The 25,798-nt window shown below is 72.1% G+C and carries 19 protein-coding genes; 8 read left to right on the top strand and 11 right to left on the bottom strand.

Annotated features, from left to right (window positions below; all coding sequences use genetic code 11):
- Positions 1-22: 22 nt before the first annotated feature.
- Both HUT12_RS16825 and HUT12_RS16820 read right to left on the bottom strand, forming a co-directional pair.
- Positions 23-1,660 carry an ABC-F family ATP-binding cassette domain-containing protein gene (locus tag HUT12_RS16825; RefSeq protein ID WP_176093986.1) on the bottom strand — a complete coding sequence of 546 codons (1,638 nt, stop codon included), beginning with the start codon at positions 1,658-1,660 and terminating at the stop codon, positions 23-25.
- Positions 1,661-1,954: 294 nt separating this feature from the next.
- Positions 1,955-3,148 (bottom strand): helix-turn-helix domain-containing protein, encoded by a 1,194-nt coding sequence (locus HUT12_RS16820; RefSeq protein WP_254876854.1) that lies wholly within the window; start codon positions 3,146-3,148, stop codon positions 1,955-1,957.
- Positions 3,149-3,271: 123 nt separating this feature from the next.
- Between HUT12_RS16820 and HUT12_RS16815 the strand changes: the two genes are divergently transcribed.
- The 3 genes from HUT12_RS16815 (at position 3,272) to HUT12_RS16805 (ending at position 8,090) form a co-directional block, all read left to right on the top strand.
- Positions 3,272-5,584 carry an aminotransferase class III-fold pyridoxal phosphate-dependent enzyme gene (locus HUT12_RS16815; protein ID WP_176093985.1) on the top strand — a complete coding sequence of 771 codons (2,313 nt, stop codon included), beginning with the start codon at positions 3,272-3,274 and terminating at the stop codon, positions 5,582-5,584.
- Between the two features lie 5 nt (positions 5,585-5,589).
- Positions 5,590-7,206 carry an FGGY-family carbohydrate kinase gene (locus tag HUT12_RS16810; protein WP_176093984.1) on the top strand — a complete coding sequence of 539 codons (1,617 nt, stop codon included), beginning with the start codon at positions 5,590-5,592 and terminating at the stop codon, positions 7,204-7,206.
- Positions 7,207-7,376: 170 nt separating this feature from the next.
- Positions 7,377-8,090, top strand: a complete 714-nt coding sequence (locus HUT12_RS16805; protein WP_131053761.1) for an MIP/aquaporin family protein — start codon at positions 7,377-7,379, stop codon at positions 8,088-8,090.
- A 9-nt stretch (positions 8,091-8,099) separates the two neighbouring features.
- Here the strand turns inward: HUT12_RS16805 and HUT12_RS16800 are convergent, their stop codons facing one another.
- The 4 genes from HUT12_RS16800 to argS form a co-directional block, all read right to left on the bottom strand.
- Entirely contained in the window at positions 8,100-9,575 is a 1,476-nt protein-coding gene (locus HUT12_RS16800) for a cation:proton antiporter (RefSeq protein ID WP_131053760.1), read from the bottom strand.
- 51 nt (positions 9,576-9,626) lie between these two features.
- Positions 9,627-9,854, bottom strand: a complete 228-nt coding sequence (locus HUT12_RS16795) for a potassium transporter TrkA (protein ID WP_131053759.1) — start codon at positions 9,852-9,854, stop codon at positions 9,627-9,629.
- Between the two features lie 149 nt (positions 9,855-10,003).
- Entirely contained in the window at positions 10,004-11,455 is a 1,452-nt protein-coding gene (locus HUT12_RS16790) for a glycoside hydrolase family 43 protein (protein ID WP_176093983.1), read from the bottom strand.
- 201 nt (positions 11,456-11,656) lie between these two features.
- Positions 11,657-13,375 carry an arginine--tRNA ligase gene (argS, locus tag HUT12_RS16785; RefSeq protein WP_176093982.1) on the bottom strand — a complete coding sequence of 573 codons (1,719 nt, stop codon included), beginning with the start codon at positions 13,373-13,375 and terminating at the stop codon, positions 11,657-11,659.
- A gap of 403 nt (positions 13,376-13,778) precedes the next feature.
- Between argS and HUT12_RS16780 the strand changes: the two genes are divergently transcribed.
- Positions 13,779-14,963, top strand: coding sequence for a hypothetical protein (locus HUT12_RS16780; RefSeq protein ID WP_176093981.1), 1,185 nt, complete (start codon positions 13,779-13,781; stop codon positions 14,961-14,963).
- Between the two features lie 59 nt (positions 14,964-15,022).
- Here HUT12_RS16780 and HUT12_RS16775 read toward each other — a convergent pair whose 3' ends face one another.
- Positions 15,023-15,520 (bottom strand): VOC family protein, encoded by a 498-nt coding sequence (locus HUT12_RS16775; RefSeq protein WP_254876853.1) that lies wholly within the window; start codon positions 15,518-15,520, stop codon positions 15,023-15,025.
- A 141-nt stretch (positions 15,521-15,661) separates the two neighbouring features.
- Between HUT12_RS16775 and HUT12_RS16770 the strand changes: the two genes are divergently transcribed.
- From HUT12_RS16770 to HUT12_RS16760, 3 genes are all read left to right on the top strand, one after another.
- Complete coding sequence (locus tag HUT12_RS16770; RefSeq protein WP_131052586.1) at positions 15,662-16,111, top strand: helix-turn-helix transcriptional regulator; 450 nt, start codon at positions 15,662-15,664, stop codon at positions 16,109-16,111.
- A gap of 5 nt (positions 16,112-16,116) precedes the next feature.
- Positions 16,117-16,527 carry a VOC family protein gene (locus HUT12_RS16765; protein WP_176093980.1) on the top strand — a complete coding sequence of 137 codons (411 nt, stop codon included), beginning with the start codon at positions 16,117-16,119 and terminating at the stop codon, positions 16,525-16,527.
- Positions 16,528-16,634: 107 nt separating this feature from the next.
- Positions 16,635-19,025 (top strand): excinuclease ABC subunit UvrA, encoded by a 2,391-nt coding sequence (locus tag HUT12_RS16760; protein WP_176093979.1) that lies wholly within the window; start codon positions 16,635-16,637, stop codon positions 19,023-19,025.
- Positions 19,026-19,036: 11 nt separating this feature from the next.
- Here HUT12_RS16760 and HUT12_RS16755 read toward each other — a convergent pair whose 3' ends face one another.
- Positions 19,037-21,181, bottom strand: coding sequence for an APC family permease (locus HUT12_RS16755; RefSeq protein ID WP_176093978.1), 2,145 nt, complete (start codon positions 21,179-21,181; stop codon positions 19,037-19,039).
- A 99-nt stretch (positions 21,182-21,280) separates the two neighbouring features.
- Positions 21,281-22,180: a DMT family transporter gene (locus HUT12_RS16750; RefSeq protein ID WP_217706017.1), complete on the bottom strand. Its 900-nt coding sequence runs from the start codon at positions 22,178-22,180 to the stop codon at positions 21,281-21,283.
- A gap of 68 nt (positions 22,181-22,248) precedes the next feature.
- Between HUT12_RS16750 and HUT12_RS16745 the strand changes: the two genes are divergently transcribed.
- Positions 22,249-23,127 (top strand): LysR family transcriptional regulator, encoded by an 879-nt coding sequence (locus HUT12_RS16745; RefSeq protein WP_131052590.1) that lies wholly within the window; start codon positions 22,249-22,251, stop codon positions 23,125-23,127.
- 3 nt (positions 23,128-23,130) lie between these two features.
- Here HUT12_RS16745 and HUT12_RS16740 read toward each other — a convergent pair whose 3' ends face one another.
- On the bottom strand, positions 23,131-23,661 hold the full coding sequence (locus HUT12_RS16740) for a hypothetical protein (RefSeq protein ID WP_176093977.1): 531 nt from the start codon (positions 23,659-23,661) through the stop codon (positions 23,131-23,133).
- A gap of 288 nt (positions 23,662-23,949) precedes the next feature.
- A complete protein-coding gene (locus tag HUT12_RS16735; RefSeq protein ID WP_176093976.1) occupies positions 23,950-25,545 on the bottom strand; it encodes a diguanylate cyclase in 1,596 nt (531 codons plus the stop codon).
- Positions 25,546-25,798: the final 253 nt, after the last annotated feature.

Raw genomic sequence — 25,798 nt, 5'->3', positions numbered from 1 at the left:
CAACAAATCCACCCACCTTCACTCAGTCGACGTCCGGAGCCGGTACCTCGCGCAGGCCGTCTCCGTCGAGGCGCAGCCACCGTCGTACGCCGATGGCGTGCAGGAAGCGCTCGTCGTGGCTGACCACCACGAACGCGCCCCGGTAGGCGTTCAGCGCGTTCTCCAACTGGCCAACGCTGACCAGGTCCAGGTTGTTGGTGGGTTCGTCGAGCAGCAGCAGGTGCGGGGCGGGTTGGGCGTAGAGGACGCAGGCGAGGGTGGCCCGCAGCCGTTCACCTCCGGAGAGCACGCCCACCGGCAACTGGGCCCGGGCGCCCCGGAACAGGAAGCGCGCCAGCAGGTTCAACCGCTGCGACTGCGGTCGCTCCGGGGCGTACGCGGCGAGGTTCTCCGCCACCGTCCGGTCGAGGTCGAGCAGGTCCAGCCGCTGCGACAGGTACGCCATCCGGCCGTCTGCCCGACGCACCTGCCCACCCTCGGACGCGGTCTGGCCGGTCACCAAGCGCAGCACCGTGGACTTGCCGACGCCGTTCGGACCGGTGAGCGCGATCCGTTCCGGGCCGCGGATGGTCAGCTCCAGACCGTCGCCGGGGAACAACGGTCGGCCGTCGTACCGCACCTGCATCCGCTGCCCCTCGACGAGCGTCCGGCCGGCGGGCACGTCGGTCTCCGGCAGGTCCAGCGTGAGTGCCTGGTCGTCGCGCAGACCCCGGCTGGCCTCGTCGAGGCGTCCCTGCGCGTCGCTGACGCGGCTGGCGTGCGCCTGCTGGGCCCGGCCGGCCGACTCCTGCGCGCTGCGTTTGAGTCCACCGGCGACGATCCGGGCCAGGCCGGCGTTGCCGAGGTTGCGGGCGGCGTTCCCGGCCCGGCGTTCGGCCCGTTCCCGGGCCTGCTGCATCTCCCGCTTCTCCCGCTTGACCTCCAACTCGGCGCTGCGCACGGTGCGCTCGGCCAGCTCCCGGGCAGCCTGGGCGGCCTCCTGGTAGGCGGTGAAGTTGCCGCCGAACAACCGGAGCTGCCCGCCGTCGAGTTCGGCGATGCGGTCCATCCGGTCCAGCAGCATCCGGTCGTGGCTGACCAGCAACAGGCAGCCGGACCAGTTCTCCAGCACCGAGTACAGCCGGTGCCGGGCGTCGACGTCGAGGTTGTTGGTGGGTTCGTCGAGCAGCAGCACGTCGGGGCGGCGCAGCAACTGCGCGGCCAGGCCGAGGGAGACGACCTGCCCGCCGCTGAGCGTGTGCAGCGGCCGGTCGAGCGCCACCCCGTCCAGACCGAGCCGGTCGAGTTCGACGCGGCTGCGCTCCTCGACGTCCCAGTCGTCGCCGACGACGGTGAAGTTCTCCTCGCCGGCGTCGCCGGCCTCGATCGCCCGGAGCGCCGCGATGGTCGGGGCGACGCCCAGCACCTCGGCGACGGTCAGCTCACCGGCGAGCGGAAGGTTCTGCGGCAGATAGCCGAGCACGCCCTCGACCGTCACGCCACCGCCGGTGGGGGTCAGCTCACCGGCGATCAGGCGCAGCAGGGTCGACTTGCCGGCGCCGTTCGGCGCGACCAGGCCGGTGCGGCCGGGCGGCACGGTGAACGACAGGTCCCGGAACACGGGGGTGTCGTCGGGCCAGGAGAAGGAGAGGTTGGTGCAGACGACGCAGACGTCGGACATCACAGTGAGACCTCGGGAGGAAGGCCGGGACGCAACCGGCGCCCCGGTCGGACAGACAGGGCGGTGACATGACAGGCCGCCCCGGCAGTGGCCGGTCGGCGGCGGGGCCGCTCACCCCGAGATGTCGTCGTCCCCCGACAGCATGTCGCGCTCCTCGTCGCAGATCGCGCGGCTGACCCGCGCTCCGCCAGCCTAACAACTTCGCGGTACGGCCGCGCACGTCAATTCCGCAGACGTCGGGCCGTCAGCGGCGGTCGCTACCCACCGGTTCGCGAATGCGTGAGCACGCCGATCTCAGTCGGGTCGGCGGGGCGGGGACGGCGGGGCGTCGAGGTGGCTGGTGAGCACCACCAGCAGCTCGAAGCGGGTCGCCGGGTCGTCGAGGTCGGTGCCGTACCGCTCGCGCAGGCGCTTGAGCCGGTAGCTGACCGTCTGCGGGTGGACGAACAGCTCGGCGGCGACCTCGGCCCGCGAGCCCCAGTGCCGCAGCCACGAGTGCAGGGTGACCAGCAGGTTGTCCCGCTGGGCCGGACGCAGGTGGGCCAGTGGTGCCAGCCGGCGGGCGGTGAGCACCGCCAAGGCGCCGGGTTCGCCGCGCAGGGTCAGCGGGATCAGGTGGTCGTCGGCGAAGACCGGGCCGGGGTCGGGTCCGACCAGGCCGGCGGTCAGTTCGGCGAGGCGTACGGCGGCCGGCACCTGGGGCCAGTCCAGCGCGGGGCCGACCACGGCGCGTCGACCGGCAAGCGCCTCGGCCAGCGGGGCGCGGGCCGCCCGGGGACCGGCCCGCAGCAGCAGCACCGCGTCCCGGCCGCGATCGATCACCAGGCCGTCGGCGCCGTACCGGAACCGGGCGTCACGGGCCTGGTCGGGCGGCAGGAGCACGGGCACCACGGTGTCCAGGTCCGGCCAGCCGATCCGGGCGGCTGCCGCCGCCACCGCGCTGGGCATGCCGTCGCCGCGCAGCAGCAGCTCGGCGAGCTGCCGGCGGCGGTCACCCTCGCCGGCCTGCTCGCGCACCTGGAGGGCGTACCCGTCGGTGCTCGCCGCGGCCAGTTCGGCGACGTACGCGCTGACCGCGTCGGAGAGGTCGATGAGTTCCTCGGTGTCGACCGGGCGGAGTCGGGCCAGCGACTGCGAGGCGGTCCGCAGCAGCAGCCGGGCGGCCATCCGCAGGGCCGCGAGCAGGGCCTCCGGCCCCCGGTCCTCGCGGGCCTCGGCGGCACCGAGGGCGACGAAGACCTCCCGGATCCGGGGCGGCAACGCGGGCTCGTCGGTGCCGACCAGGTCGAGGAACCGGTCGAGGGCGACCTGGACGGCGGTGTGCACGTCGCGGACGAACTTGTCGTCGGCGATGCCGGCGAAGGCGGGTGTGGCCTCGGTGACCGCGCCCGCCACGGCGGCAACCGTCGACGGCAGGTACGGACGCATGGAGGCGGCCAGGTCGGCGGGGAGACGCCGCCAGGGGGTGGCGGAGACGGGGGCGTTCACCCGGCCGATTTTGTCACGTCGGGATAAAAGAGCCGCCGATTCTCGCTGCCTACGGGACGGTGCTTCGACCTGTACGTCCGGGCGAGGATGGAGCCCGCCGCCGATCCGACCGAGGAGCGCATCGTGCAGCACCGACTCTCCCGTCAGCACGTGGTCGACATGTGCCGGACGATGCTCGCCCGGGGATATCTCAAGGCCACCGAGGGCAACGTCTCGGTGCGGGTGCCCGGCCACCGGCTGTACGCGGTGACCCCGAGCAACTACGACTACGACCGGATGCGGGTCGAGGACATCTGCCTGGTGGACTTCGACGGCAAGCACGTGCCCGACGGCACCGGTGCCGACCTCAAGCCCTCCATCGAGTGCGGGATGCACGCCAACATCTACCGGGAACGCCCGGACGTCAACGCGATCGTGCACACCCACCAGCCGTACGCGTCGGCGCTGGCCTTCCTGCGCAAGCCGATCCCGGCGCTCACCGACGAGCAGGTGCGCTTCCTCGGCCGGGAGGTGGCGATCATCGACTACGCCCCGTCCGGCACCGGCTTCCTGGCCCGCAACGTGCAGAAGAAGGTGGCCAGTGGCGACAACGCTTTCATCATCGCCAACCACGGCGTGGTGGCCGTCGGCACCGACCCGGACCGGGCGGTGTTCAACATGGCGCTGCTGGAGAAGGTCTCCATCGCGTACCTGCTGGCGTTGACCAGCGAGACGGGCAAGGTCTACACCATCCCGACCGCGATCCGCGAGATCGCCTTCGGCAAGCTGCGCGCCGACGAGAAGCGGATCGCCGCGCAGATCACCGAGGCGGTCGAACCGCTGCGGGTACCCGCCGACGAGGACCTGCCCAGCGCCGACGCGACCGCCGCCGCCCAGACCGCGACCACCCGGACCGACGCCGGAGCCGAGAACGCCGCCGACGCCGACGCCGGGGCGACTGACGCCCGGGTCGCCGACGAGACCGAGGCGCCGGGTGCGGAGTCCGCCCGGCTCGGGTACGCCATCAGCGAGTACCCCGACGTCGACGACGTGATGCGCCGGCTCAAGGCGCTGACCGCCCAGCCGCTGCGTGGGCTGCGCCACGACGCGATGCTGGACGTGCTGAACTACTTCGAGACCAAGTGCCGGGCCAGCAAGGAGATCACCGACCGGGCCAAGCTGCGCATCCCCGGCGGGGTGCAGCACAACCTGGCCTTCAACTACCCGTTCCCGCTGGCGGTCGAGAAGGCCGACGGGGCGTACCTGGTCGACCGGGACGGCAACACCTACATCGACTTCCTCCAGGCCGGCGGGCCGACGATCCTGGGCAGCAACTACGGCCCGGTCAACGAGCGGGTGGCCGAGGTGGTGCGCGCCTCCGGACCGGTGACCGGCCTGTTCCACGAGTACGAACTCAAGCTCGCCGAGATCATCCACCGGTACATGCCGCACGTGGAGATGTACCGCGCCCTGGGCTCCGGCACCGAGGCGGTGATGGCGGCGGTCCGGGGTGCCCGCGCGTTCACCGGCAAGAAGATGGTGATCAAGGTCGGCGGCGCGTACCACGGCTGGTCCGACACGATGGTGTACGGGCTGCGGGTGCCCGGCACGTACCGGATGAACGCCAAGGGCATCCCGTTCGGCGCGACCAGCCGGACCCGGGAGGCGTTCCCGCACGACCTCGGGCAGCTCAAGCGCAAGCTGGTGGAGAACCGGCTGCGCGGCGGCACGGCGGCGGTGGTGGTGGAACCGGTCGGCCCGGAGTCCGGCACCCGGCCGGCGCCCCGCGACTTCAACGCCGGGGTCCGCGAGCTGTGCGACGAGTTCGGCGCGCTGCTGGTCTTCGACGAGGTGGTCACCGGCTTCCGCCTCGGGCTGGGCGGGGCCGCCGGCTACTTCGGCGTCACCCCGGACCTGACGGTGCTCGGCAAGGCGGTCTCCGGCGGGTACCCGATGGCCGGCGGGGTCGGCGGACGCTCCGACGTGATGGCGGTCTTCGGCTCCGGGCTGGACGGCAAGAGCGGCGCGCACATCCAGGTCGGCGGCACGTTGTCGGCCAACCCGCTCTCCTGCGCGGCCGGGTACTTCGCGATCGAGGAGATGGCGCGCACCAACGCGCCGGTGGTCGCCGGCCGTGCCGGTGACCGGCTGACCCGGGGTCTGCAACGGTTGATCGACACGTACGGCCTGCCGTACGTCGCGTACAACCAGGGGTCGATCGTGCACCTGGAGTGCAGCGGCGTGATGCTGCTGGACATGCGCAACCCGGTGAAGCTGCTGCGCGAGAACAAGGCCCGCAAGCGACTCATGGAGCAGATGGGCGCCGCGTACACCGCGCACGGCATCGTCACGCTGGCCGGCTCCCGGATGTACACCTCGCTGGCCGACACCGACGAGGTGATCGACGACGCGCTGGCCCGGTTCAACCGGGTCTTCGCGCAGGTCGAGGGGGTCTGAGGCGGGTGGTCGCCACGGCACCGCAGATCCTGGCGATCGACCTCGGCACGTCCGGGATGAAGGCCGCCCTGGTCGCCGCCGACGGCACCGTGACCGGCTGGGCCGAACGGCCGGTGCCGCTACACGTGCTGCCCGGCGGCGGCGCCGAGCAGGACCCGGTGGCGTGGTGGACGGCGCTCGGGGAGGTCGCCGCCGAGCTGGGCCGGGCGCATCCGGACCAGATGCGGGCGGTCCGCGCGGTGTGCGCCTCCACGCAGGGCGAGGGCACCATCGCGGTGGACGCCGCCGGGGAGCCGTTGACGCCGTGCATCAGTTGGCTCGACATGCGCGGCGCACCCCACCTGCGTCGACAGTTCGGCGGCTTCCCCGCGTACCAGGGGATGTCGGTGCGCCGCATCGCGCGGTGGCTGCGGCTCACCGGCGGGATGCCCTCGCCCACCGGCAAGGACCCGGCCGCGCACATGCTGCTGGTCCGCGACGAGATGCCGCAGGTGTACGCGCGGACCGCGTCCTTCCTCAACGTGCTGGACTGGATCAACCTGAAGTTGACCGGGCGGACGGTGGCGACCGTCGACTCGATCCTCACCTCGTGGGTGACCGACAACCGGCGGCCCGGCGACATCCGCTACTCCCCCGCCCTGGTCGCCGACTGCGGCATCGACCGCGACAAGCTGCCCCCGATCGTGGCCTGCACCGACGTGATCGGCACGCTGACCCCGGCCGCCGCCACGCACCTGGGGTTGCCGGAGTCGGTCGAGGTGGTCGCCGGGGCGATCGACAACACCGCGGCGGCGATCGGCGCGGGCACCACCGGCGACCGCGAACCCCACCTGTATCTCGGCACCTCGTCGTGGATCGCGGCGCACGTGCCGGGCAAGAAGACCGACGTGGCGGCGGGCATCGCCTCGGTGCCCTGCGCCATCGGCGACCGCTACCTGATGACCGCCCTCCAGGCCACCGCCGGGGCCAACCTGACCTGGCTACGGGACAAGATCGTCGAGTACGACGACCCGCTGCTCGCCGCCGGGCACGTCAGCCGGGACGAGGGCACCATCTTCGACGCGTTCGACGCGATCATCCCGACCGTGCCGCCGGGCGCCAACGGCGTGCTCTACACCCCCTGGCTGTACGGCGAACGCGCCCCTGTCGACGACCCGAACCTGCGCGCCGCCTTCCTCAACATCTCGCTCGACACCAACCGCTCCGACCTGCTGCGGGCGGTCTTCGAGGGGGTCGCCCTCAACACCCGCTGGCTGGTCGGGGCGGTGGACCGGTTCCTCGGCGCGCGGGTCACCTCGATGGCGATCACCGGCGGCGGCGCGCTGTCGGACTCGTGGTGCCAGATCTTCGCCGACGTGCTCGACGTGGAGATCCGGCGGGACGCCCAGCCGCTGGCGGTCAACGCCCGGGGCGCGGGCTGGATCGGCGCGGTCGGCACCGGGATGCTCACCTTCGCCGACATCCCCGGCCTGATGCGGACCGACCGGGCCTTCACCCCGGATCCGGCGCACCGGGCCACCTACGACGAGATCTTCGCCGACTACCGGGAACTGCACCGCCGACTGGCACCGCTCTACCGACGCCTGAACCGCCCGGACCGGTCCCGCCTCCCCCGAGGCTGACCCGCGCCCGGCGCCTGCCTCGTCGATCATGGGCTTGTGGTCGGCGGTTTGCACCGGTATAGCGCATTCGCGGCCACCACCACTCCATGATCGACGAGGAGCACGCCGGGTGGGAGTGGTGATCAGGGGAAACGGGTGTGCCGGGTGACCGGGTGGGTGAGACTGACGCCATGGTCGACGTCAGGCGGTACGTGGCCGAGTTCATCGGCACATTCCTGCTGGTGTTCCTCGGTGTGGGCAGCGCCGTCGCGGCCCGCGTCGAAGGTGGCGTGGTGGTGGTCGCGCTGTCCTTCGGGTTCGTCATGCTGGCGCTGGTCTACACCATCGGTCAGCTCTCCGGCAGCCACGTGAACCCGGCGGTGACCCTCGGCGTCCTGCTCTCCGGCAAGATCTCGCCGATCGGGGCGGTGGCGTACTGGATCGCCCAGTTCGCCGGTGCCGCGCTGGGCTCGTTCCTGCTCTGGGTGCTGGTCCGCTGGGGCGGCGTGACCGACCAGACGGGTGTACTGGGTGCCAACGGCTACGGCACCCACATCAACGCCGGTGGCGCGATGCTGCTGGAGACCGTCCTGACGTTCCTCTTCGTCCTGGTGGTGCTGGTGGTGGGCAAGCGCAGCACCGACCTGTCCGGCTTCGCCGGCCTGGCCATCGGAATGGCCCTCGCCGTGGCGAACCTGGTCGGCGTGGCGCTGACCGGGGCGGCGGTGAACCCCGCGCGGGCCTTCGGACCGGCGATCTTCGAAGGCGGGACCGCCCTCCGCCAACTCTGGGTGTTCATCGTCTTCCCGCTGCTCGGCGGAGTCCTCGCCGCACTGGTCGCGCCGCTGGTCGAGCACGGCTCCGGCGTCACCCGGGTCGGTACGCCCCGACCGGCGGGACGCTGAGCGCCCACCTCACCGGTCGGCGCCCATCGGTGCCCGGACCAGCGCGCCGTCGATGTAGCAGTACCGCCAGTCCTCCCCCTCCTCCAGGGAGCGGATCAACGGGTGGCCGGTCTGCCGGTAGTGCTCCTCGGCGTGGTTGTTGACCGAGTCGCTGCAACAACCGACCGCGCCGCAGGTGAGGCACATCCGCAGTTGCACCCAGTCGTCACCGGTCTCCAGGCACTGCGGGCACGCCTCGGCGTCGCTCTCGGTGATCTGGATGCGGTCCAGGTGGGTGCAGGCGGTGCTCATCGTCTCCTCACGGACGTACCGCCAACTTGAGTGCAGCAGCCGGTCCGGGATGACCCGGGCGAGGTAGCGGGAGTTCGCCGCGAGCAGCGGACTCGCCACCGCCAGCACCAGCACGTACAGGGCGATGAAGGGGCCGAGGCGCTCGTCCAGGCCGGCACCGAGGGCGAGGGTGGCCAGGATCAGCGAGAACTCGCCGCGTCCCAGCACCGTCAGGCCGACGTTGGCGGCACCCCGCTGGTTGAGCCCGAACAGCCGCCCGGCGATCAGGCCGGCCAGCACGTTGGTCACGACGGTCAGCGCGACGGCCGCCAGCACCGGCACCGCCACCGCGCCGAAGTCGCCCACGTCGATACTCAGGCCGAAGACCACGAAGAAGACCGCCGCGAAGACGTCCCGCAGCGGCAGCACCAGGCGTTCGGCCCGTTCCCGGATGGGGGTGCGGGCCACCACCAGGCCGATCATCAGCGCGCCGATGGCGTCGGAGACGCCGATCTCGGCCGAGATGCCGGCGACCAGCACCACCAGCCCGACCATCAGGACGGCCAGCAACTCGTCCTCGTGGCTGTCGATCAGCTTGCCGACCAGGCGGGCGCCGAACCGGGCCACGGCGAAGAGGAGGACCAGGTACGCGAAGCTCAGCCCGATGCGCAGCGTGAGTTCGCCGGCCGACCCGGCTCCGGAGAGCAACGGCGACAGCAGCGCCAGATAGAGCGCGAGGAAGAGGTCCTCGATCACGATGATGCCGAGGATCACGGGTGTCTCGGCGTTGGCCAGCCGGCGTAACTCGATGAGCAGCTTGGTGACGATGGCCGACGAGGAGATGCCGAGCGCCCCGGCGATCACGAACGCCTCGTAGCCGCCCCAGCCGAGGGCGAGCCCGAAGAGGAGTCCGGCGCCGACGTTCAGGGCGATGTACGCGGCGGCGGCGACGAACAGCCGTTTGCCGCTGCCGAGCACCTGCTCGACCGGGAACTCGACACCCAGGTGGAACAGCAGGAGCACCAGACCGAGGGAGGCCAGCAGGCTGAGGTCCTCGGGGTGGGCGACCAGCACGGGACCCGGGGTGCCCGGCCCGAACAGGATGCCGGCGAGCATGAAGAACGGCACGGTCGGCAGGTTGATCCGGCGGCCGAAGCGGGCCAGCAACCCGGCGATGAGCACAAGGGCACCGAAGCCCACGAGGTCAGCGTGCACGGTGAGGACTCCTGGAGCGGGCTAGACGGAGCGGAGCGGGCGGCGCGCCGGTTACTCGGAGAAGTACGTGCCGGACAGCAGCGCGCCCACCTTGCGGGCCTGCTCCTCGGACATCTCGATCACGGCCACCGGGTCGTCCGCCCCGGCGGCGAAGACGTACAGGTCGCGGTTGCCGTCGCGGCGTACCACGATCGAGATCCGTTGGGTGTTGCTGCCCAGGTCGACGTCGTACCGCTTGCCGATGCCCGGTAGTTCCTGCACGTAGATGCCCTTGCCCATGGCCCCTCCCCGCTGTCCTGTCCACGATCCCGGGGCAATCGTACGAGCCCGCCCGCCTTCCGTGACACCACCACCACCGAGTAGTCGACGACGCGCCGGCTCCGGCGCCGCGTGGCGCCGGAGCCGGCAGGCTCGCCCGGGCGTACCTCTCAGGAGGTGAGCCGGAAGGTGGCGTCGTTGCGCGCCTGGGTGTCGCCGATCTGGTCGAGCCGCAACTGGTAGTCGTAGTGCCGGATGTGGCGGTCGGGGTAGTTGTAGGACTGGAACGAGCTCCAGGAGGAGTTCCCCAGCCCGGCGACCTGCCGGAAGGTGGCGTCGGCGGCGAACACCGAGCTGCCGTCGTTGGCCGCCAGCACGAAGTCGAAACCGTAGTGCCGCAGGTAGTACCCGGGGTGGTTGACGGACTCGAAGGAGACGTTCCCGGAGGCGTTCGCCAGACCGGGCACCACCCGGAACTGGGCGTCCTGGGCCGGGTTGACGTTCGGGTCGATGCGGACGTCGTAGTTGACGTGCCGCACGTACCGGTCCTGGTGGGTGTACGCCTGGATCCGGTTGACCGGCGTGCTGGTGCCCCAGCGGGCGAGCACCCGGCTCTCCTCGGCCGCCGTCAGGTTGAGGATCGAGCCGTGCCGCTTGCGGGTGCCGCCCATGGCGTAGTCGGTGCGGGTCCGGAAGTTGGTGACGCCGCCCAGGTTCGTCGAGGTGACCGGCATGTAGCCGCGCCCGGTGGCGTACTGGTCGAGCCAGAGCGCCCATTCGTTGCGGCCGTTGAACTGGGCCCACATCGGTCCCTCCACCACGTTGCCGCCACCGGTGCCGTTGGAGATGCCGAGGTGCGACAGGTTGCCGAGGGTGGTCCACGAGCCGAGGATCGAGTTGCTGGCCTCGATGGTGATGTGCCCGTCGGCGGAGGCCCGGTAGTAGCGGTAGCCGCCGACGCTGTTCGGCACCTCGACGATCTGCGTGTCGATCAGCCCCTGGGTGCCGGGGCGTTCGATGTAGAGCTGGGGTGCGGTGAAGCTGCGGAAGTCGGTGGTCCGCACGTACCAGATGCGGTGTTTGGTGACGCCGTTGCGCGCGGAGTTGGTGGCCCAGTAGACGACGTAGTCGCCGGTGGCCGCGTTGTAGATCGCCTCGGGTGCCCAGGCGTTGCCGGCGCCGGGGATCGCCCCGGCGACGTTGATCAGCCACGGCGCGGACCAGTTCACCAGGTCGCGCGACTCCCACACGACCAGGTTGGTGCTGCCCCGGTTGGCCGCGTCGCTCCACGAGGTGCCGCTGGCGATGCGCAGGTCGGTGGCGACGATCCAGTAGCGGTCACCGGCGGGCGAGCGGACCAGGGCGGGGTCCCGGACGCCCCTCGTGCCGATGGTGGAGAGCAGGACGGGCGCGCCGTTGTTCAGGTCGCGCCAGGTCAGCCCGTCGCGGCTGTGGGCGAGGTAGAGCTGTTCCCCGTTCGCCGACTCCCCGATGAAGTGCGCCATCAGGTACCCGGTGAACGGGTCGAGTGCGGCGGCGTCGGCGCGCGGCGCGGGCGCGGCGGACACCATCAACAGGAAGGCGGTGAGCAGGGCGCTCACCCGGGCCAGGACTCTCGGCATCGGCGACTCTCCTCGAACGCACCGGATCGGATCCACTGTTAGCGCTAACAAGCCTCGCGAAACCGATCGGCGAGAATCACTGTTTCGGGCTTGTTTCGAAGTCTCGACGTCCCTTCGTCCACTGTCAAGAAGACCCGGATGTAAGGAGGGGTCCCCTGCTATACACCAGGCGATAGCAGGGGACCCCTCCTTACATCCGCGTCAGAGCCGCTCGGGGGCGTCGATGCCGAGCAGGCCCAGGCCGGTACGCAGGGTGTCGCCGGTGAGGCGGCACAGCGCCAACCGGTTGCCCCGGTACGGCGACTCGGCCCGCAGCACCGGACACCGCTCGTAGAAGGTGGTGAAGCTCTGCGCCAGCCGGTGCAGGTGTCCGCAGAGCCGGTGCGGCTCGTACCCGGCCACCACCTCGTCGAGGACGTCGGCGAAGGCGTCCAGGTCGAGGATCAACGCGCGTTCCGCCGGGTCCAGCGCGACGCCCGGGTCCACGGTCTCGTCGGCACCGTCGGCGCGGGCCAGGATGGACCGCACCCGGGCGTGCGCGTACTGGAGGTAGACCCCGGTGTTGCCGGTCAACGCCAGCATCCGGTCCGGGTCGTAGGTGTAGTCGCGGGTCCGGCTGGTCGCCAGGTCCGCGTACTTGACCGCGCCGATGCCGACCTGCCGGGCCCGTTCGTCGCGTGCCGCGTCGGTCAGGTCGGGGTTCTTGGCGGCGACCACCTCGCGGGCCCGGTCCACCGCCTCGGTGAGCAGGTCGACCAGGCGGACGGTGTCGCCGGCCCGGGTCTTGAAGGGCCGCCCGTCGGGACCGAGGACGGTGCCGAACGCGACGTGGGCGGCGGGCACGTCGGACGGCAGCCAGCCGGCCCGCCGCGCGGTGTCGAAGACCATCCGGAAGTGCAGCGCCTGCCGGGCGTCGACCACGTACAGCAGCCGGTCGGCGCGCAGTTCGGTGACCCGCTGCCGCAGCGCGGCGAGGTCGGTGGCGGCGTACCCGAACCCGCCGTCGCGCTTGCGCACGATCAGCGGCGTCGGCTCGCCGTCCGGCCCACGCACGTCGTCGAAGAAGACGCAGAGCGCGCCGTCGCTGGTCACCGCCGTCCGCTGGGCGGCGAGGTCGGCCGCGACCCCGGGCAGTGCGGCGTTGTACGCGCTCTCCCCCACCGCGTCGGCGGCGGTCAGCCGTACGCCGAGCAGGTCGTAGACGTCGGTGAAGTAGCGGGTCGACTCGGCCACGATCTGCTGCCAGGCACGCGTCGTCTCCGGGTCGCCGCCCTGGAGGGCCACCACCCGCCGCCGGGACCGCTCGGCGAACGCCGGGTCGGCGTCGAACGCCGCCCGTGCCCGGCGGTAGAGCAGGGCCAGCCCGCGCAGGGAGGTGTCCTCGGTGACCGGCGCGGGATGCTCGGACCGGTACTGGATCAGCATCCCGAACTGCGTGCCCCAGTCGCCGACGTGGTTGCGCCGCACCACCGTTCCGCCCAGGTGCTCCAGGATCCGCACCAGCGCGTCGCCGATGATCGTGGACCGCAGGTGACCGACGTGCATCTCCTTGGCGATGTTCGGCTGCGAGTAGTCGACCACGGTGGTGACACCCGCCTCGGGGGTGCCGACGCCGAGCCGGGGATCGGCGAGCCGGCCCGCGACCTGGGACAGCAACGCCGCGTCGGTCAGGCCGAGGTTGACGAATCCCGGACCGGCGACCTCGGCGGTGGCCACCAGACCACCGACCGGCAGGCCCGCGACGATCTCCGCCGCCACGTCCCGAGGGTTGCGCCGCAGCGTCCGCGCCGCCGCCAACGCGCCGTCGACCTGGAAGTCGGCCCGCTCGGATCGGCGCACCAGCGGGGCGAACCCCGGCAGCGCGACAGCGGCGGTGGTGACGGCGGCGGACAACGACGAGGCCAGCGAAGGCACGGTCACGGGGACTCCCGGTGGGGATGGGCAGGATCGTCACGAGACACGTCGCGCGCACGCACGAAGGCGGGCACGACGGGAGGAACGCGCGGAGAAGCGGACGACTATCGTCGTCGCAGGCGCGAGCGGCGGACGGTGACCAGCACCATGTCCATCACCGCCTCACGCGAGGGCCGCGCATCGCGGCCAGATGCCGGCCAGTGTACGCGGCGACGGTCATCCCCGCGCCGGGCTCCTCCGCGACCGGCGTACCGGTCACGCCGACCCGGGCTCGACCCGTCACCCGATCTGGTGGACGGGACCGCCAAACCGTTGTCGGGAAAGCGATCCGGTCGACTTCCCGGCTACTGCGGATAGACGAGCGGCGTTCATACTCCTGCGGGGAGTGCTCCTGCCACGAGAGGACAGCATGCGAGTCAGCACCATCACGCGCCGGTTCCCGGCCGTCGCGACCGCGATCGCGCTGGGGGTCGCGTCGCTGGCCACACCGGTGACGGCGGCACCGGTCGCCACCGGCACGCAACAGCTCACCGCCGCCGCCGCCGCGAACACAGCTCCGATGACCCGGCAGATCGTCGGCGCGGTCGCGGTGGGCGACCGGTATCCGTACGTCTTCGTCATCGGGACCGACGGCAACCTCTGGATCAACTGGCAGGACCAGTCCGAGCAGTGGAACTGGTCGAACATGGGCACGCCACCGGGGGTCGCTCTGCGGATGGCGATCGGCGTGACCATCGTCGACGGCTTCAGCCGCCCGTACGCCTTCGTGCTCGGCAGCGACCAGAACGTCTGGAGCCTGTGGCGGTCGGCGACGAGTTGGCAGTGGCGTAACCAGGGCGCTCCGCCGGGGGCAAACTTCGTGAGCTGGCCGAGCTTCGCCGCCGTCGCGGTGAACGACACCAGCCCGTACCTCTTCGTCCGCAGCGACGGCGACGAGACGGTGTGGGTGAACTGGTGGAACGGGTCGGTGTGGAACTGGACGAACATCAGTTCGCCGCCCGACGGCATCGCGGCCACCGGCCCGGTCGGTGTGCTGCTGGAGAACGGCACGCCGCAGGTCTACACCGTCGGCAACGGCGGCCGGCTCTGGACCACCCGCTTCGACGACACGGCCGCGCCCTGGGTCGACCTCGGCCAGCCGCCGGGTGTCTGGCTCACCGACGCGGGTACGCCGTTCGGTGCCCGCAGCGCGGTGCAGGTCGCGCCGGACGCCCGGCCGTACCTGCTCGCCACCGGCAGCGACGACAACGCCTGGCTGCGCTGGTGGACCGGTACCCAGTGGGAGTGGCACAACCTGGGTTCACCGCCGGAGCAACTGGTCCCGGGCACGCTCGGTGCCCTCGCGGTGAACGGCACCTCGCCGTTCTCCTTCTTCGCCACCGACGGGGGCGGCCTGTGGATCAACTACTGGGACGGGTCGAACTGGTACTGGAGTGACCAGAGTCCGCCGTTCCGGCCCGCCCTGACCGGCACGGCGGTGCTCGCGCCGCAGAACTCCACCCGGCCGGCGATCTTCCTGCGGGACACCGCCGGCAACCTGTGGAGCCGATGGTGGAACGGCAGCTACTGGAGCTGGACGAACCGCAGCCTCTGACGGACGGCCGCGCCACCGGCACCACGAGCCGGTGGCGCGGCCGGCGGACCAGCGGCGGGTCAGTGGGTCGGTGGCGGGCCGTCCGCGACCGGTGCCGGGCCGCCGTCGGTGCCGAAACCGTCGAGCGCGACGCGCTCGTCGAGGGTGCGCAACTCCTCGAAGACGGTGATGTGCAGGTCGGCGGGCGCGTCGAGGCGGGCGTTGACCGACTGCCAGGGCGTACGCGTCGGCGGGGCCACCTCGGCGGCGCCGCCGTCGACCAACCGGTCCGTGGTGGCCCGCGCGTCGTCGACCTCGAACGCGACCCGGATGCGCGGTGCGACCTGGCGGCCCACCTCGACGTCGTCGATCATCCGCTTCTGCGCCGGGTTGGCGATCTCCAGCGTGGCACGGCCGGCGTCCAGGATCACCACCTCGGCGCCGTCGCCGCCGGAGTAGGCCGCCTGCTCGGGCAGGCCCAGCACGTCACGGTAGAACCGGACCGCCGCCTCGTAGTCCTCGGCCTCGACCACCAGCCGCAACTGGCGTACCGGTGGCACCGCACCCGGACCCGTCACGATCGTCCCCCTCCGCTCCGGCGCGACACGGCAGGCCGCGACACCCGCCCGACCATACCGGCGGCCCGACACCGTGGGTGCGGGCGCTCGCGACGCCGTCGGTGCTGGGCAACGTCGGTGGGACGTGGCACCATTCGGCGGGTGACCAGCAGCCCCGCCGAAGCGGCCCACCTGCGTGATCTCGCGCGACTGCGCCGCGTCCGGGACCGGATCGACCGCGAGTACGCCCAGCCGCTCGACGTCGAGGCGCTCGCCCGGGGGGCGAACATGTCCGCCGGGCACCTCAGCCGCCAGTTCCGCCTCGCCTACGGCGAATCACCGTACGGCTATCTGATGACCCGCCGCATCGAACGCGCCATGGCGTTGCTGCGGCGCGGCGACCTCAGCGTCACCGATGTCTGTTTCGCGGTCGGGTGCGCCTCGTTGGGCACCTTCAGCACCCGCTTCACCGAGTTGGTCGGTGTGCCGCCGAGTGTCTACCGTCGGCAGGCCGCCCAGGCGACGGCGGGCATCCCGGCCTGCCTGTCGAAGCAGGTGACCAGACCGATCAGGAATCGAGAAGCACAGGTCAGGCAGCCGCAACTAACGTGACCGGCATGGACGTCACCATTCACGCGAGTTTCCTTCCGCAGACCGACCCGGACGCCGCGGTGCGTTTCTATCGGGACGCGCTCGGCTTCGAGGTCCGCAACGACGTCGGGTACGGCGGGATGCGCTGGATCACGGTCGGTCCACCCGACCAGCCCGGCACCTCCATCGTCCTGCACCCGCCGACCGCCGACCCGGGCGTCACCGAGGACGAGCGTCGCACCATCGCCGAGATGATGGCGAAGGGCACGTATGCCGGCATCGTGCTGGCGACCAGGGACGTCGACGCCACGTTCGAGCAGTTGCAGGCCGGCGACACCGACGTCGTGCAGGAGCCGACCGACCAGCCGTACGGGATCCGCGACTGCGCCGTCCGCGACCCCGCCGGCAACCTGATCCGCATCCAGCAGATCGCCTGAGCCGCCGTCCGCCCCGCGCGCCGACGCACGACGGCCGGGGTGGGATGCACGACGGCCTGGACAGGGATGCACGACGGCCGACGGCCGGTGAGACCGAGGGAGAGACGATGAGCACGGTCCCGAAGGGCCGCTCGCAGGCGGGTACGGCGCACGTCGCCGACAGCCACGACCTGATCCGGGTGCACGGCGCACGGGAGAACAACCTGGCGGACGTCAGCATCGAGCTTCCCAAGCGCCGTCTGACGGTGTTCACCGGGGTCTCCGGCTCGGGCAAGAGCTCGCTGGTGTTCGACACCATCGCGGCCGAGTCACGGCGGCTGATCAACGAGACCTACAGCACCTTCGTGCAGGGCTTCATGCCGACGCAGGCCCGGCCCGAGGTGGACGTCCTCGACGGGCTGACCACCGCGATCATCATCGACCAGCAGCGGATGGGCGCCGATCCCCGCTCCACGGTCGGCACCGCCACCGACGCCAACGCCATGCTGCGCATCCTGTTCAGCCGGCTCGGGAAGCCGCACATCGGCTCGCCCAACGCGTTCTCCTTCAACGTCGCCTCGGTGAAGGCCAGCGGCACGATCACCGTCGAGCGTGGGGCCGGCAAGACGACGCGGCAGACCTTCACGCGGACCGGTGGGATGTGTCCGCGCTGCGAGGGGCGCGGCTCGGTCTCCGACATCGACCTGAGCCAGCTCTACGACGACTCCAAGTCGATCGCCGAGGGGGCCTTCACGATCCCCGGCTGGAAGTCGGACAGCTGGTGGACGGTGCGGACGTACGCGGAGTCCGGTTTCCTCGACCCGCACAAGCCGATCCGGAAGTTCACCAAGAAGGAGATGCAGGACTTCCTCTACCGGGAGCCGACCAAGGTGAAGGTCGAGGGGGTCAACCTCACCTACGAGGGGCTGATCCCCAAGGTGCAGCGCTCGTTCCTGGCCAAGGACCGGGAGTCCCTCCAGCCGCACATCCGGGCCTTCGTGGACCGGGCGGTCACGTTCACCACCTGCCCGGAGTGCGGCGGCACCCGGCTCAGCGAGGCGGCCCGGTCCTCGAAGATCGAGGGTGTCAGCATCGCCGACGCCTGCGCGATGCAGATCAGCGACCTGGCGCAGTGGGTCCGTGGCCTGTCCGAGCCCTCGGCGGCCCCGCTGCTGGCCGCGCTGGGGCACACCCTGGACTCGTTCGTGGAGATCGGGCTGGGCTACCTCTCGCTCGACCGGCCGGCGGGCACGCTCTCCGGCGGCGAGGCGCAGCGCACCAAGATGATCCGGCACCTGGGTTCCTCGCTGACCGACGCCACGTACGTCTTCGACGAGCCCACCACCGGGCTGCATCCGCACGACATCGCCCGGATGAACGACCTGCTGCTGCGGCTGCGGGACAAGGGCAACACGGTGCTCGTGGTGGAACACGAGCCGGACACCATCGCGATCGCCGACCACGTGGTCGATCTCGGTCCCGGCGCGGGCGCGGACGGCGGCACGGTCTGTTTCGAGGGCACCGTCGAGGGGTTGCGGGCCAGCGGCACCGTCACCGGCCGGCACCTGGACGACCGGGTCGCCCTGAAGGAGTCGGTCCGCAAGCCCACCGGCACGCTTCAGATCCGGGGTGCGAGTACGCACAACCTGCGCGGCGTCGACGTCGACATCCCGCTCGGCGTGCTGGTCGCGGTGACCGGGGTGGCCGGCTCCGGCAAGAGTTCGCTGGTGCACGGCTCGATCCCGCCCGGCATGGACGTGGTGTCGGTGGACCAGGCCCCGATCCGGGGTTCGCGTCGCAGCAACCCGGCCACCTACACCGGCCTGCTGGAGCCGATCCGCAAGGCGTTCGCCAAGGCCAACGGGGTGAAGCCGGCGCTGTTCAGCCCGAACTCCGAGGGTGCCTGCCCGGCCTGCAACGGCGCCGGGGTGCTCTACACCGATCTGGGGATCATGGCCGGCGTGGCGACCACCTGCGAGGAGTGCGAGGGCCGCCGGTTCGACGCCTCGGTGCTGGAGTACCGGCTGGACGGTCGGGACATCAGCGAGGTGCTCGCGATGCCGGTGAGCGAGGCGCGGGAGTTCTTCGGCGCGGGTGCGGCGCGTACGCCTGCCGCGTCCACGATCCTCGGGCGACTGGTGGACGTCGGCCTCGGCTACCTCAGCCTCGGCCAGCCGCTCACCACGCTCTCCGGCGGCGAGCGGCAGCGCCTCAAGCTCGCCACCCACATGGGCGACAAGGGCGGCGTCTGGGTCCTCGACGAACCGACCACCGGCCTGCACCTGGCCGACGTCACGCACCTGCTCGGCCTGCTCGACCGGCTGGTGGACGCCGGCCGGTCGGTCATCGTGGTGGAGCACCACCAGGCGGTGATGGCGCACGCCGACTGGATCGTCGACCTCGGGCCGGGTGCCGGTCACGACGGCGGCCGGATCGTCTTCGAGGGCACCCCCGCCGACCTGGTCGCCGCCCGTTCCACCCTCACCGGCGAGCACCTGGCGGCCTACGTGGGCCGCTGATCGCCGGTAGCTCAGCGGCTCAGGTGGGTGGGCATGCTGGTCACCACGATGCCGGGGTGCCGTCGCAGGGTCCGGCGCAGCCGCTGCTCGGTGCGGTAGTGCAGCAGCCGCTGCCAGGGGTGCTCGACGATCACGTCGGGCACCACCACGGTGAGGGTCAGGTCGGGACGGCTGTGCCGCAGCGCGCTGACGTACCCGGCCAGCGGCGTGATGATCACGCGGTGCGGTGACAGGATCGTCTCCAGCGGGACGTGGTCGCCCCAGGTGGCCCACTGCGCGCGGAACCGGTCCGCCTCGGTCCGCTCCGGGCTGACGTGCAGGGCGAGCGCCGGTTGGCCGAGCGAGCCGACGTAGGCGAGGGTGCGCAGTGTCGCCTGGTTGAGCCGGGCCACCGGGACCAGGAACAGGTGCCGGACCTGCTGCGGGACGATCGGCGGTGGTTCGTCCCCGGCCGGGCCCGCGTCGTCGGTCCGCGCCACCGCGTGCAGGCCGAGGGCCTGCTGAACCTGGTCGTAGTGGCGGCGGACCCGGCGGAACAGGTGGATCAGCAGCGGTACGGCGAGCACCACCACCCAGGCGCCCTCGGTGAACTTCGTGACCGCGGCGGTCACCAGGACCAGCGCCGACAGTGCCGCGCCGGTGCCGTTGATGGTGGCGCGCCGCCGCCAGCCCCGTTCGCGGTGCCGCCGCCAGTGGCGGACCATCCCGGTCTGGGAGAGCGTGAAGGCGAGAAAGACACCGACCGCGTACAGCGGGATCAGCGAGTGGGTCCGACCGCCGAACGCGACCAGCAGCACCGCGGCGGCGACCGCGAGCACGATCAGCCCGTTGCTCAACGCCAGCCGGTCCCCCAGGTGCAGGAAGCGGCGGGGCACGTAGCTGTCGCGGGCCATGAAGTACAGCAGGCGCGGCAGGTCGTTGAAGGCGGTGTTCGCGGCCAGCAGCAGCACGAGGGCGGTGGCGGCCTGCACGAGTGCGTACCAGGGCCCGGTGGGGAAGGTGTGCCGGGCCAGTTGGGACAGCAGCGTCTGGTCGGCAGTGGGCACCAGGCCGTTGAGGTGGAACAGCACCACCAGGCCGACGAAGATCACGATCAGGATGCCGACCATCCAGGTCAGCACCGTACGGGCGTTGCGCCACTCGGTGGGCCGGAAGACCGGCACCGCGTTGGAGACCGCCTCGATGCCGGTCATCGACGTCGCGCCGGAGGCGAAGGCGCGCAGCACCAGGAGCAGCCCGAGCCCCTCCACGGCCGGCGTCGGCGGTGGGGCGGCGACGGTGAACCCGTCGGCGGCGGCCCGCACCAGCCCGACGACGATCAGCCCGAGCACGGCGACCAGGAAGAAGTAGGTCGGTGCGGCGAACACGTTGCCGGCGACCCGGATGCCGCGCAGGTTGCCGGTCAGCAGCAGCCCGATGACGGCCAGCGCGAACGGTACCCGGTACGGCGCGAGCGCGGGCAGCGCCGAGGTGATCGCGGCGGTCCCGGCCGACACCGACACCGCGACCGTGAGCACGTAGTCGAGGACGAGACCGGCCGCCGCGCCCAGGCCCGCGCGGGGCCCCAGGGTGTCGCTGGCCACCAGGTACGACCCGGCGCCGTGCGGGTACGCGTACACGGTCTGCCGGTACGACGTGCCGACCGCGAGCATCAGCACCACCAGTCCCGCCGCGATCGGCAACGACAGCCCCAGGGCGCCGCTGCCGGCGAGGACCAGCACGGTCAACATCGCCTCCGGCCCGTACGCGACCGAGGAGAGCAGGTCGGAGGCGAGCACCGGCAGCGCGAGGAACTTCGGCATCCGCTCGCGCAGGATCGCCCCGCTGGTCAGCGGCGGCCCGAGCAGGAGTCGACGCAGACCGCCGAGCGCCCGCCCCTCGACGGTGTCCTGCCGTTCGACGGTGGGGGTGGCGGTCAGCCGACCCGCCTCGTCCGGCACGAACAGCACACTGTGTCGGCCCGTACCCGTCGCGGTCCGCACCTCGTCCGCCTGCGGGTCCACCGGCAGCGCCCGTACGGTGTCGTCGACCCGCCACCGCGCGCCGACCCGCCGCAGCACGTCGAGGTCGGCCGGGGACGGCGGCGGCAGTTCCGCCGAGGGGCTGAAGGTCGCCGACCCCGCCTCCTGCTCCGGGTCCTGCCCCGACCTGCCCACCGTGCCTCCGCCTCGCGCCCGCTGCCCGCACCGTCGACCCTTCCAGGAACACCGTGCGGGCAACGCCGATCGGCGGAAGCGAGACCGGCTCGTGGCGGATCAGGCGGTGGCGGACCGGACGGCCACCGCGTTGGCCGTCACGACCATGGCGATGCCGAGCCACTCGTGCGGTCGGAGCACCTGACCGAGCAGCACGAGACCGGCGAGCGCGGCCAGCACCGGGTGGATGCTCATGAAGACGCCGAAGAACCGGGCCGGCACGGTGCGCAGCGCGACGAGGTCGGCGGCGTACGGCACCACCGAGGCGAGGACACCGGCGGCGACGGCGAACAGCAGCGCGGTGCCGGCCAGGCGTCCCTGGGCCAGCAGGGTGACCGCGACCGGCAGGGCGAGCAGCGCGGAGACCAGGCTCGCCGCGGCCGGGGCCTGCAACCCCGGCAGCCGGGCCCCGACGAGCCGGTTGAGCAGGATGTACGACGCCCAGCACGCCGCCGCGAGCAGCCCCAGTGCCACCCCGACGAGGTCGCTGGCCGGGCCCGGCAGGACCAGCACGTAGACACCGAGGCAGGCGCCGGCCGCGCAGAGCAGGTCGCGGCGGGTCCGGGAGGCGACCAGCGCGACCGCGAGCGGGCCGAGGAACTCCAGGGTGACGGCCAGGCCGAGACCGATGCGGTCGACCGCGCTGTAGAGGCTGAGGTTCATCGTGGCGAAGACCAGCCCGAGCAGCAGGGTCGGCCACCACTGCGCCCAGGTGAAGCGACGCAGGTCGGGGCGTACGGTCGGCAGGAGCACCGCCGCCGCGACGAGTTGCCGGACGGCCACCACCCCGGCGGGCCCGATTGCACCGAAGGCGTGCGCTCCCAGGGCCGCCCCGACCTGGTTGCTCGCCGCGCTGCCGGTCATCGTGACGATCCCGCGCAGCAGCGGCCCTCGGCCGACACCGGCCACCCGACCGTCGCTCGGGGTGACGTCGTCGCGCTCCACTGTCCGCACCGTCATGAGGTCAGTGTCGAGCGCACCGACTGATACCGGAAATGCATGGACCGTGTCACCTATACGCTGAGCGTATGGATGTGCAGCTCCGCCAACTCCGTACGCTGGTCGCGGTGGTCGACGCCGGCACGTTCACCGACGCGGCGGCGGTCCTGGGCGTCTCCCAGGCGGCGGTCTCCCGGTCGATCGGCGCGCTGGAGGCCACGCTCGGCGCCCGGCTGCTCCAGCGGACCACCCGGCACGTCTCGCTCACCGGCACCGGCACCCGCGTCCTCGCCGCCGCGCGTCGGGTCCTCGACGACGTCGCCCACCTGCACCGGATCGTCGAGGAGTCCCGCGCCGAGCTGCGCCTCGGCTACGCCTGGGCGGCGTTGGGCAAGCACACCCGTCGCCTGCAACGCGTCTGGGCCGCCGCCCACCCGCAGGTGCCGCTGGTGTTCGTGCACTGCAACACGCCGACCGCCGGGCTCAGCGAGGGCAACGCCGACGTCGCCGTGGTCCGCCGCCAGCTCACCGACCCCCGCTTCGACAGCGCCCTGCTCGGGGTGGAGTCCCGCTACGCCGCCGTGGCCACCGACAACCCGCTGGCCCGACGGCGGTCGGTACGCCTCGCCGACCTGATCCGGTATCCGGTCGCCATCGACAGCCGCACCGGCACCACCACCCCCGCCTTGTTCCCGTCGGGCGCGGCACCGGGCACCATCCGCACCACGCACAGCGTCGACGAGTGGCTCACGCTGATCGCGGCCGGTCAGGCGGTCGGCATCACCTCGGAGGCCACCGCCCACCAGAATCCCCGCCCCGGGGTGGCATACCGGGCCGTCCGCGACACCCCGCCGATCCCGGTCTGGTTGGCCTGGTGGAAGGACGACCCGCCGGCCCACCTCACCGAGCTGGTCACCCTGGCCTGTGAGGCGTACCGCCCGATCCGGCCCGCAGCGGAGACCGGATAGCCCTCAGGAACCGGACGGCGGGAGCGGCAGCTCGACGGGGGACGCCTCGCCGACCCGCCCGGCGGAGTGCGCCGGTGGCTGCATGTCGGCGCGTGGCAGCCGAGTGTGCAGCCGTGCGCCGGCCGGGTCCGTCCGCCCGGACACCTCGCAGGTCACCATCAGGATCGGCGGCGGCGGCGCGGTGAACCGGCCGGCACCCCACCGCACCCACAGCGGTACGCGTCCCGCGTCGGCCTCGGCGATCAGCTTGTCCCAGGTCCGCCGCCGGGTGCCGTGGTCGACCTCGACGACGACCGGTGGCCCGTCCGGTCGGGCACATGCCACGTCCAGGACCGACTGCCGGTCCGACATCGGCGGCGGCAACGGCACCACGCTGGGCGCGCGCCGATAGACCCGCCAGCCCCGCTCCCCCGCCCAGCGCACGACCTCGTCGATCAGCCGGGCGGTGACCTGGTCGACGGTCAGGTCGGTGAAGGTGACCGCGTCGAGCCGGACCGCCAACGACGCCGCCACCCGTTCCGCGTCGTCAGCCACCGCCGCAGGGTAGCGGTCGCGCCCGACCCGCCGCACCGGCGGCCCGGCGTCCGACCGGACTGTCAGCACATCGGCGGCCCGGTGCCCGGACGGCGACCGGCCCGGCGTCAGTGATCCGACGGACCGCCGCGTCGGCCCTGGAGGAAGGCGATGACGCACCAGACGACGAATCCGAGCAGCGCCACGGTGATCACCACAGCGGTGAGGTGCCAGGGCTTCACGTGGTCCTCCTCTGTCGACGACCGTCGCACACACCGTAGTCGCCACCGTCGACCACGGGTACGCGGATCACTGCTCGACGGCCGCCGGACGGTAGGTCGCCTGGTTGCCGCCCGCGCGTTTCGCCGCGTACATGGCGCGGTCGGCCTGGGCGAGGGCGTCGCCGACCGCGTACACCGGCCCGCTGGCCACGCCGACGCTGACCCGGGCGCGCCACACCGCCATCCCGGCCACCGCGTCCACGGCCCGTCGGGCGACCTTCGTGCCGTCGGCGGTGTCGGCGTCGGGCAGGATCGCGACGAACTCGTCGCCACCGAGCCGGGCCACGAAGTCGCCCTTGCGGACGCTGGCGGTGAGCACGTGCGCGACGGCCCGCAGCACCTCGTCGCCGGCCGCGTGGCCGAGCGAGTCGTTGATGTGCTTGAACCGGTCGATGTCCACCGCCAGCACCGCCACCAGCCGGTCGGCGGGGGCGCCCGAGGCGGCCAGGGTCCGCAGGAAGACGTCGAGTCCCCGACGGTTGGCGACGCCGGTGAGCGGGTCGGTCTGCGCCGCCCGTTCGGCCTGCTCGTGCTGCCAGCGCAACACGTCGTACGACTGCATGGTCATCGCCGTGTGCAGCCAGCGGTGCCGTTGCCGCCAGAGCAGTTCGGCGAGCGCGTCACCGTAAGTGAGCCCCGGCACGGCGTCCGACGAGCCGTTGATGGTCAGCAGCACCGCGTGCGTCCGGTGCAGGGCCGCCGAGATCAGCCAGTCGGTCTCGACCGGCAGGGCGGACACGGCCCGCTGGATGACCCGGAGCGCCTCACCCGGTCGCCCCGAGCGGCGCAACGCGACGGCGTGGAACGGTCGACACAGCAGCAGTTCCTGGTGTTGTCGCAGACCGGAGTCCTCCAGCAGGGCCGCGTACCGGGGAATGTCGGCCGCCGCGCCGGCCGGGTCCTGGCGGTCGGCGCGGGCGCAGGCGGCATAGAGCAGCGCCAGCAGCCGCCATACCCGCGCCTGGGGGCCGGACGCCTCGGCCGCCGCGCGGGTCGCGTGCGTCTCGGCGGTGGTGGTGTGCCGCTCCGCCACCGCGACCTGGCCCACCTGATACAACTCCAGCGCCCACAGCAGGTTGAGTTCGGCGAGGTTGCACAACCACATGGCCCGGTTGCCGTTGTCCGGGTAGTCCGGATGCCGGGTCGTCTCGTACGCCGCCTCGAACTGCGGCGCGGCCAACTCGTAGAGCCGCAGTTGGGCGTAGCCGATGGCGATCCCGGTGTGCGCGTTGCCCATGATCACCGGGTCGGGTTCGTCGACGAGCAGGGCGGTCTCGGCACTGACCAGGTCCCGCAGCACCGTCTCCACGTCGTACTCGGAGATGTCCTTGTCACCGACGCGCAGCCGCCGGGTGGCGCGCAGCGACAGCGCGCACGACCGCCAGCCGGCGCTGCCCTCGCGGTCCGCAGCGGCCAGCATCAGATCGGCGGCGGCCACGGCGGCACGCAGCTCACCGAGCCGGGTCAGCGCCACGACCCGGGCGAAGTGCAGCGCCGCCGGACCGTCGGCGATCTCCCCGGTGGCCTCGCGCAGCGTCGTCTCGGCGGTCGCCAACGCCGGGGCGGCGGCGCCGGTCTGGGCCTCCTCGACGAGTCTCAGCGCCCGGAGGGTCACATCGTCCATGCGGTCCTCCGCACCGCCCAGGAAAGAAACAGGACGATGTTACGACATGAATCCGCCATCACGATCCGCCGCCGTTCGGTATGTGATCACGGCAGGCAGGTCGGATCGGGTGTCGTACGAGGTCATCGGGTCTGGTGGCGTTCGGTTTCGGTAGGCATGGTTGCTGTGCCTCGTTGCGGTGCTTCCGGCGGCTGTCGGGTCCAACCAATGAAACGGCGGTGCAGGGTGCCGGCAGGTGCCCAAGGCATGTCCT

The sequence above is a fragment of the Verrucosispora sp. NA02020 genome (assembly GCF_013364215.1).
Classification (GTDB): domain Bacteria; phylum Actinomycetota; class Actinomycetes; order Mycobacteriales; family Micromonosporaceae; genus Micromonospora.
The sequence above is the reverse complement of the archived record's forward strand: the minus strand, read 5'-3'. Positions and strand labels throughout refer to the sequence as shown.

What these genes read in the sequence shown, in the direction of transcription:
- HUT12_RS16825 (WP_176093986.1), bottom strand. Translation starts at nt 1,660, where the DNA reads ATGTCCGACGTCTGCGTCGTCTGCACCAACCTCTCCTTCTCCTGGCCC.
- HUT12_RS16805 (WP_131053761.1), top strand. Translation starts at nt 7,377, where the DNA reads ATGGTCGACGTCAGGCGGTACGTGGCCGAGTTCATCGGCACATTCCTG.
- HUT12_RS16795 (WP_131053759.1), bottom strand. Translation starts at nt 9,854, where the DNA reads ATGGGCAAGGGCATCTACGTGCAGGAACTACCGGGCATCGGCAAGCGG.
- HUT12_RS16790 (WP_176093983.1), bottom strand. Translation starts at nt 11,455, where the DNA reads ATGCCGAGAGTCCTGGCCCGGGTGAGCGCCCTGCTCACCGCCTTCCTG.
- HUT12_RS16780 (WP_176093981.1), top strand. Translation starts at nt 13,779, where the DNA reads ATGCGAGTCAGCACCATCACGCGCCGGTTCCCGGCCGTCGCGACCGCG.
- HUT12_RS16765 (WP_176093980.1), top strand. Translation starts at nt 16,117, where the DNA reads ATGGACGTCACCATTCACGCGAGTTTCCTTCCGCAGACCGACCCGGAC.
- HUT12_RS16760 (WP_176093979.1), top strand. Translation starts at nt 16,635, where the DNA reads ATGAGCACGGTCCCGAAGGGCCGCTCGCAGGCGGGTACGGCGCACGTC.
- HUT12_RS16750 (WP_217706017.1), bottom strand. Translation starts at nt 22,180, where the DNA reads ATGACGGTGCGGACAGTGGAGCGCGACGACGTCACCCCGAGCGACGGT.
- HUT12_RS16745 (WP_131052590.1), top strand. Translation starts at nt 22,249, where the DNA reads ATGGATGTGCAGCTCCGCCAACTCCGTACGCTGGTCGCGGTGGTCGAC.
- HUT12_RS16735 (WP_176093976.1), bottom strand. Translation starts at nt 25,545, where the DNA reads ATGGACGATGTGACCCTCCGGGCGCTGAGACTCGTCGAGGAGGCCCAG.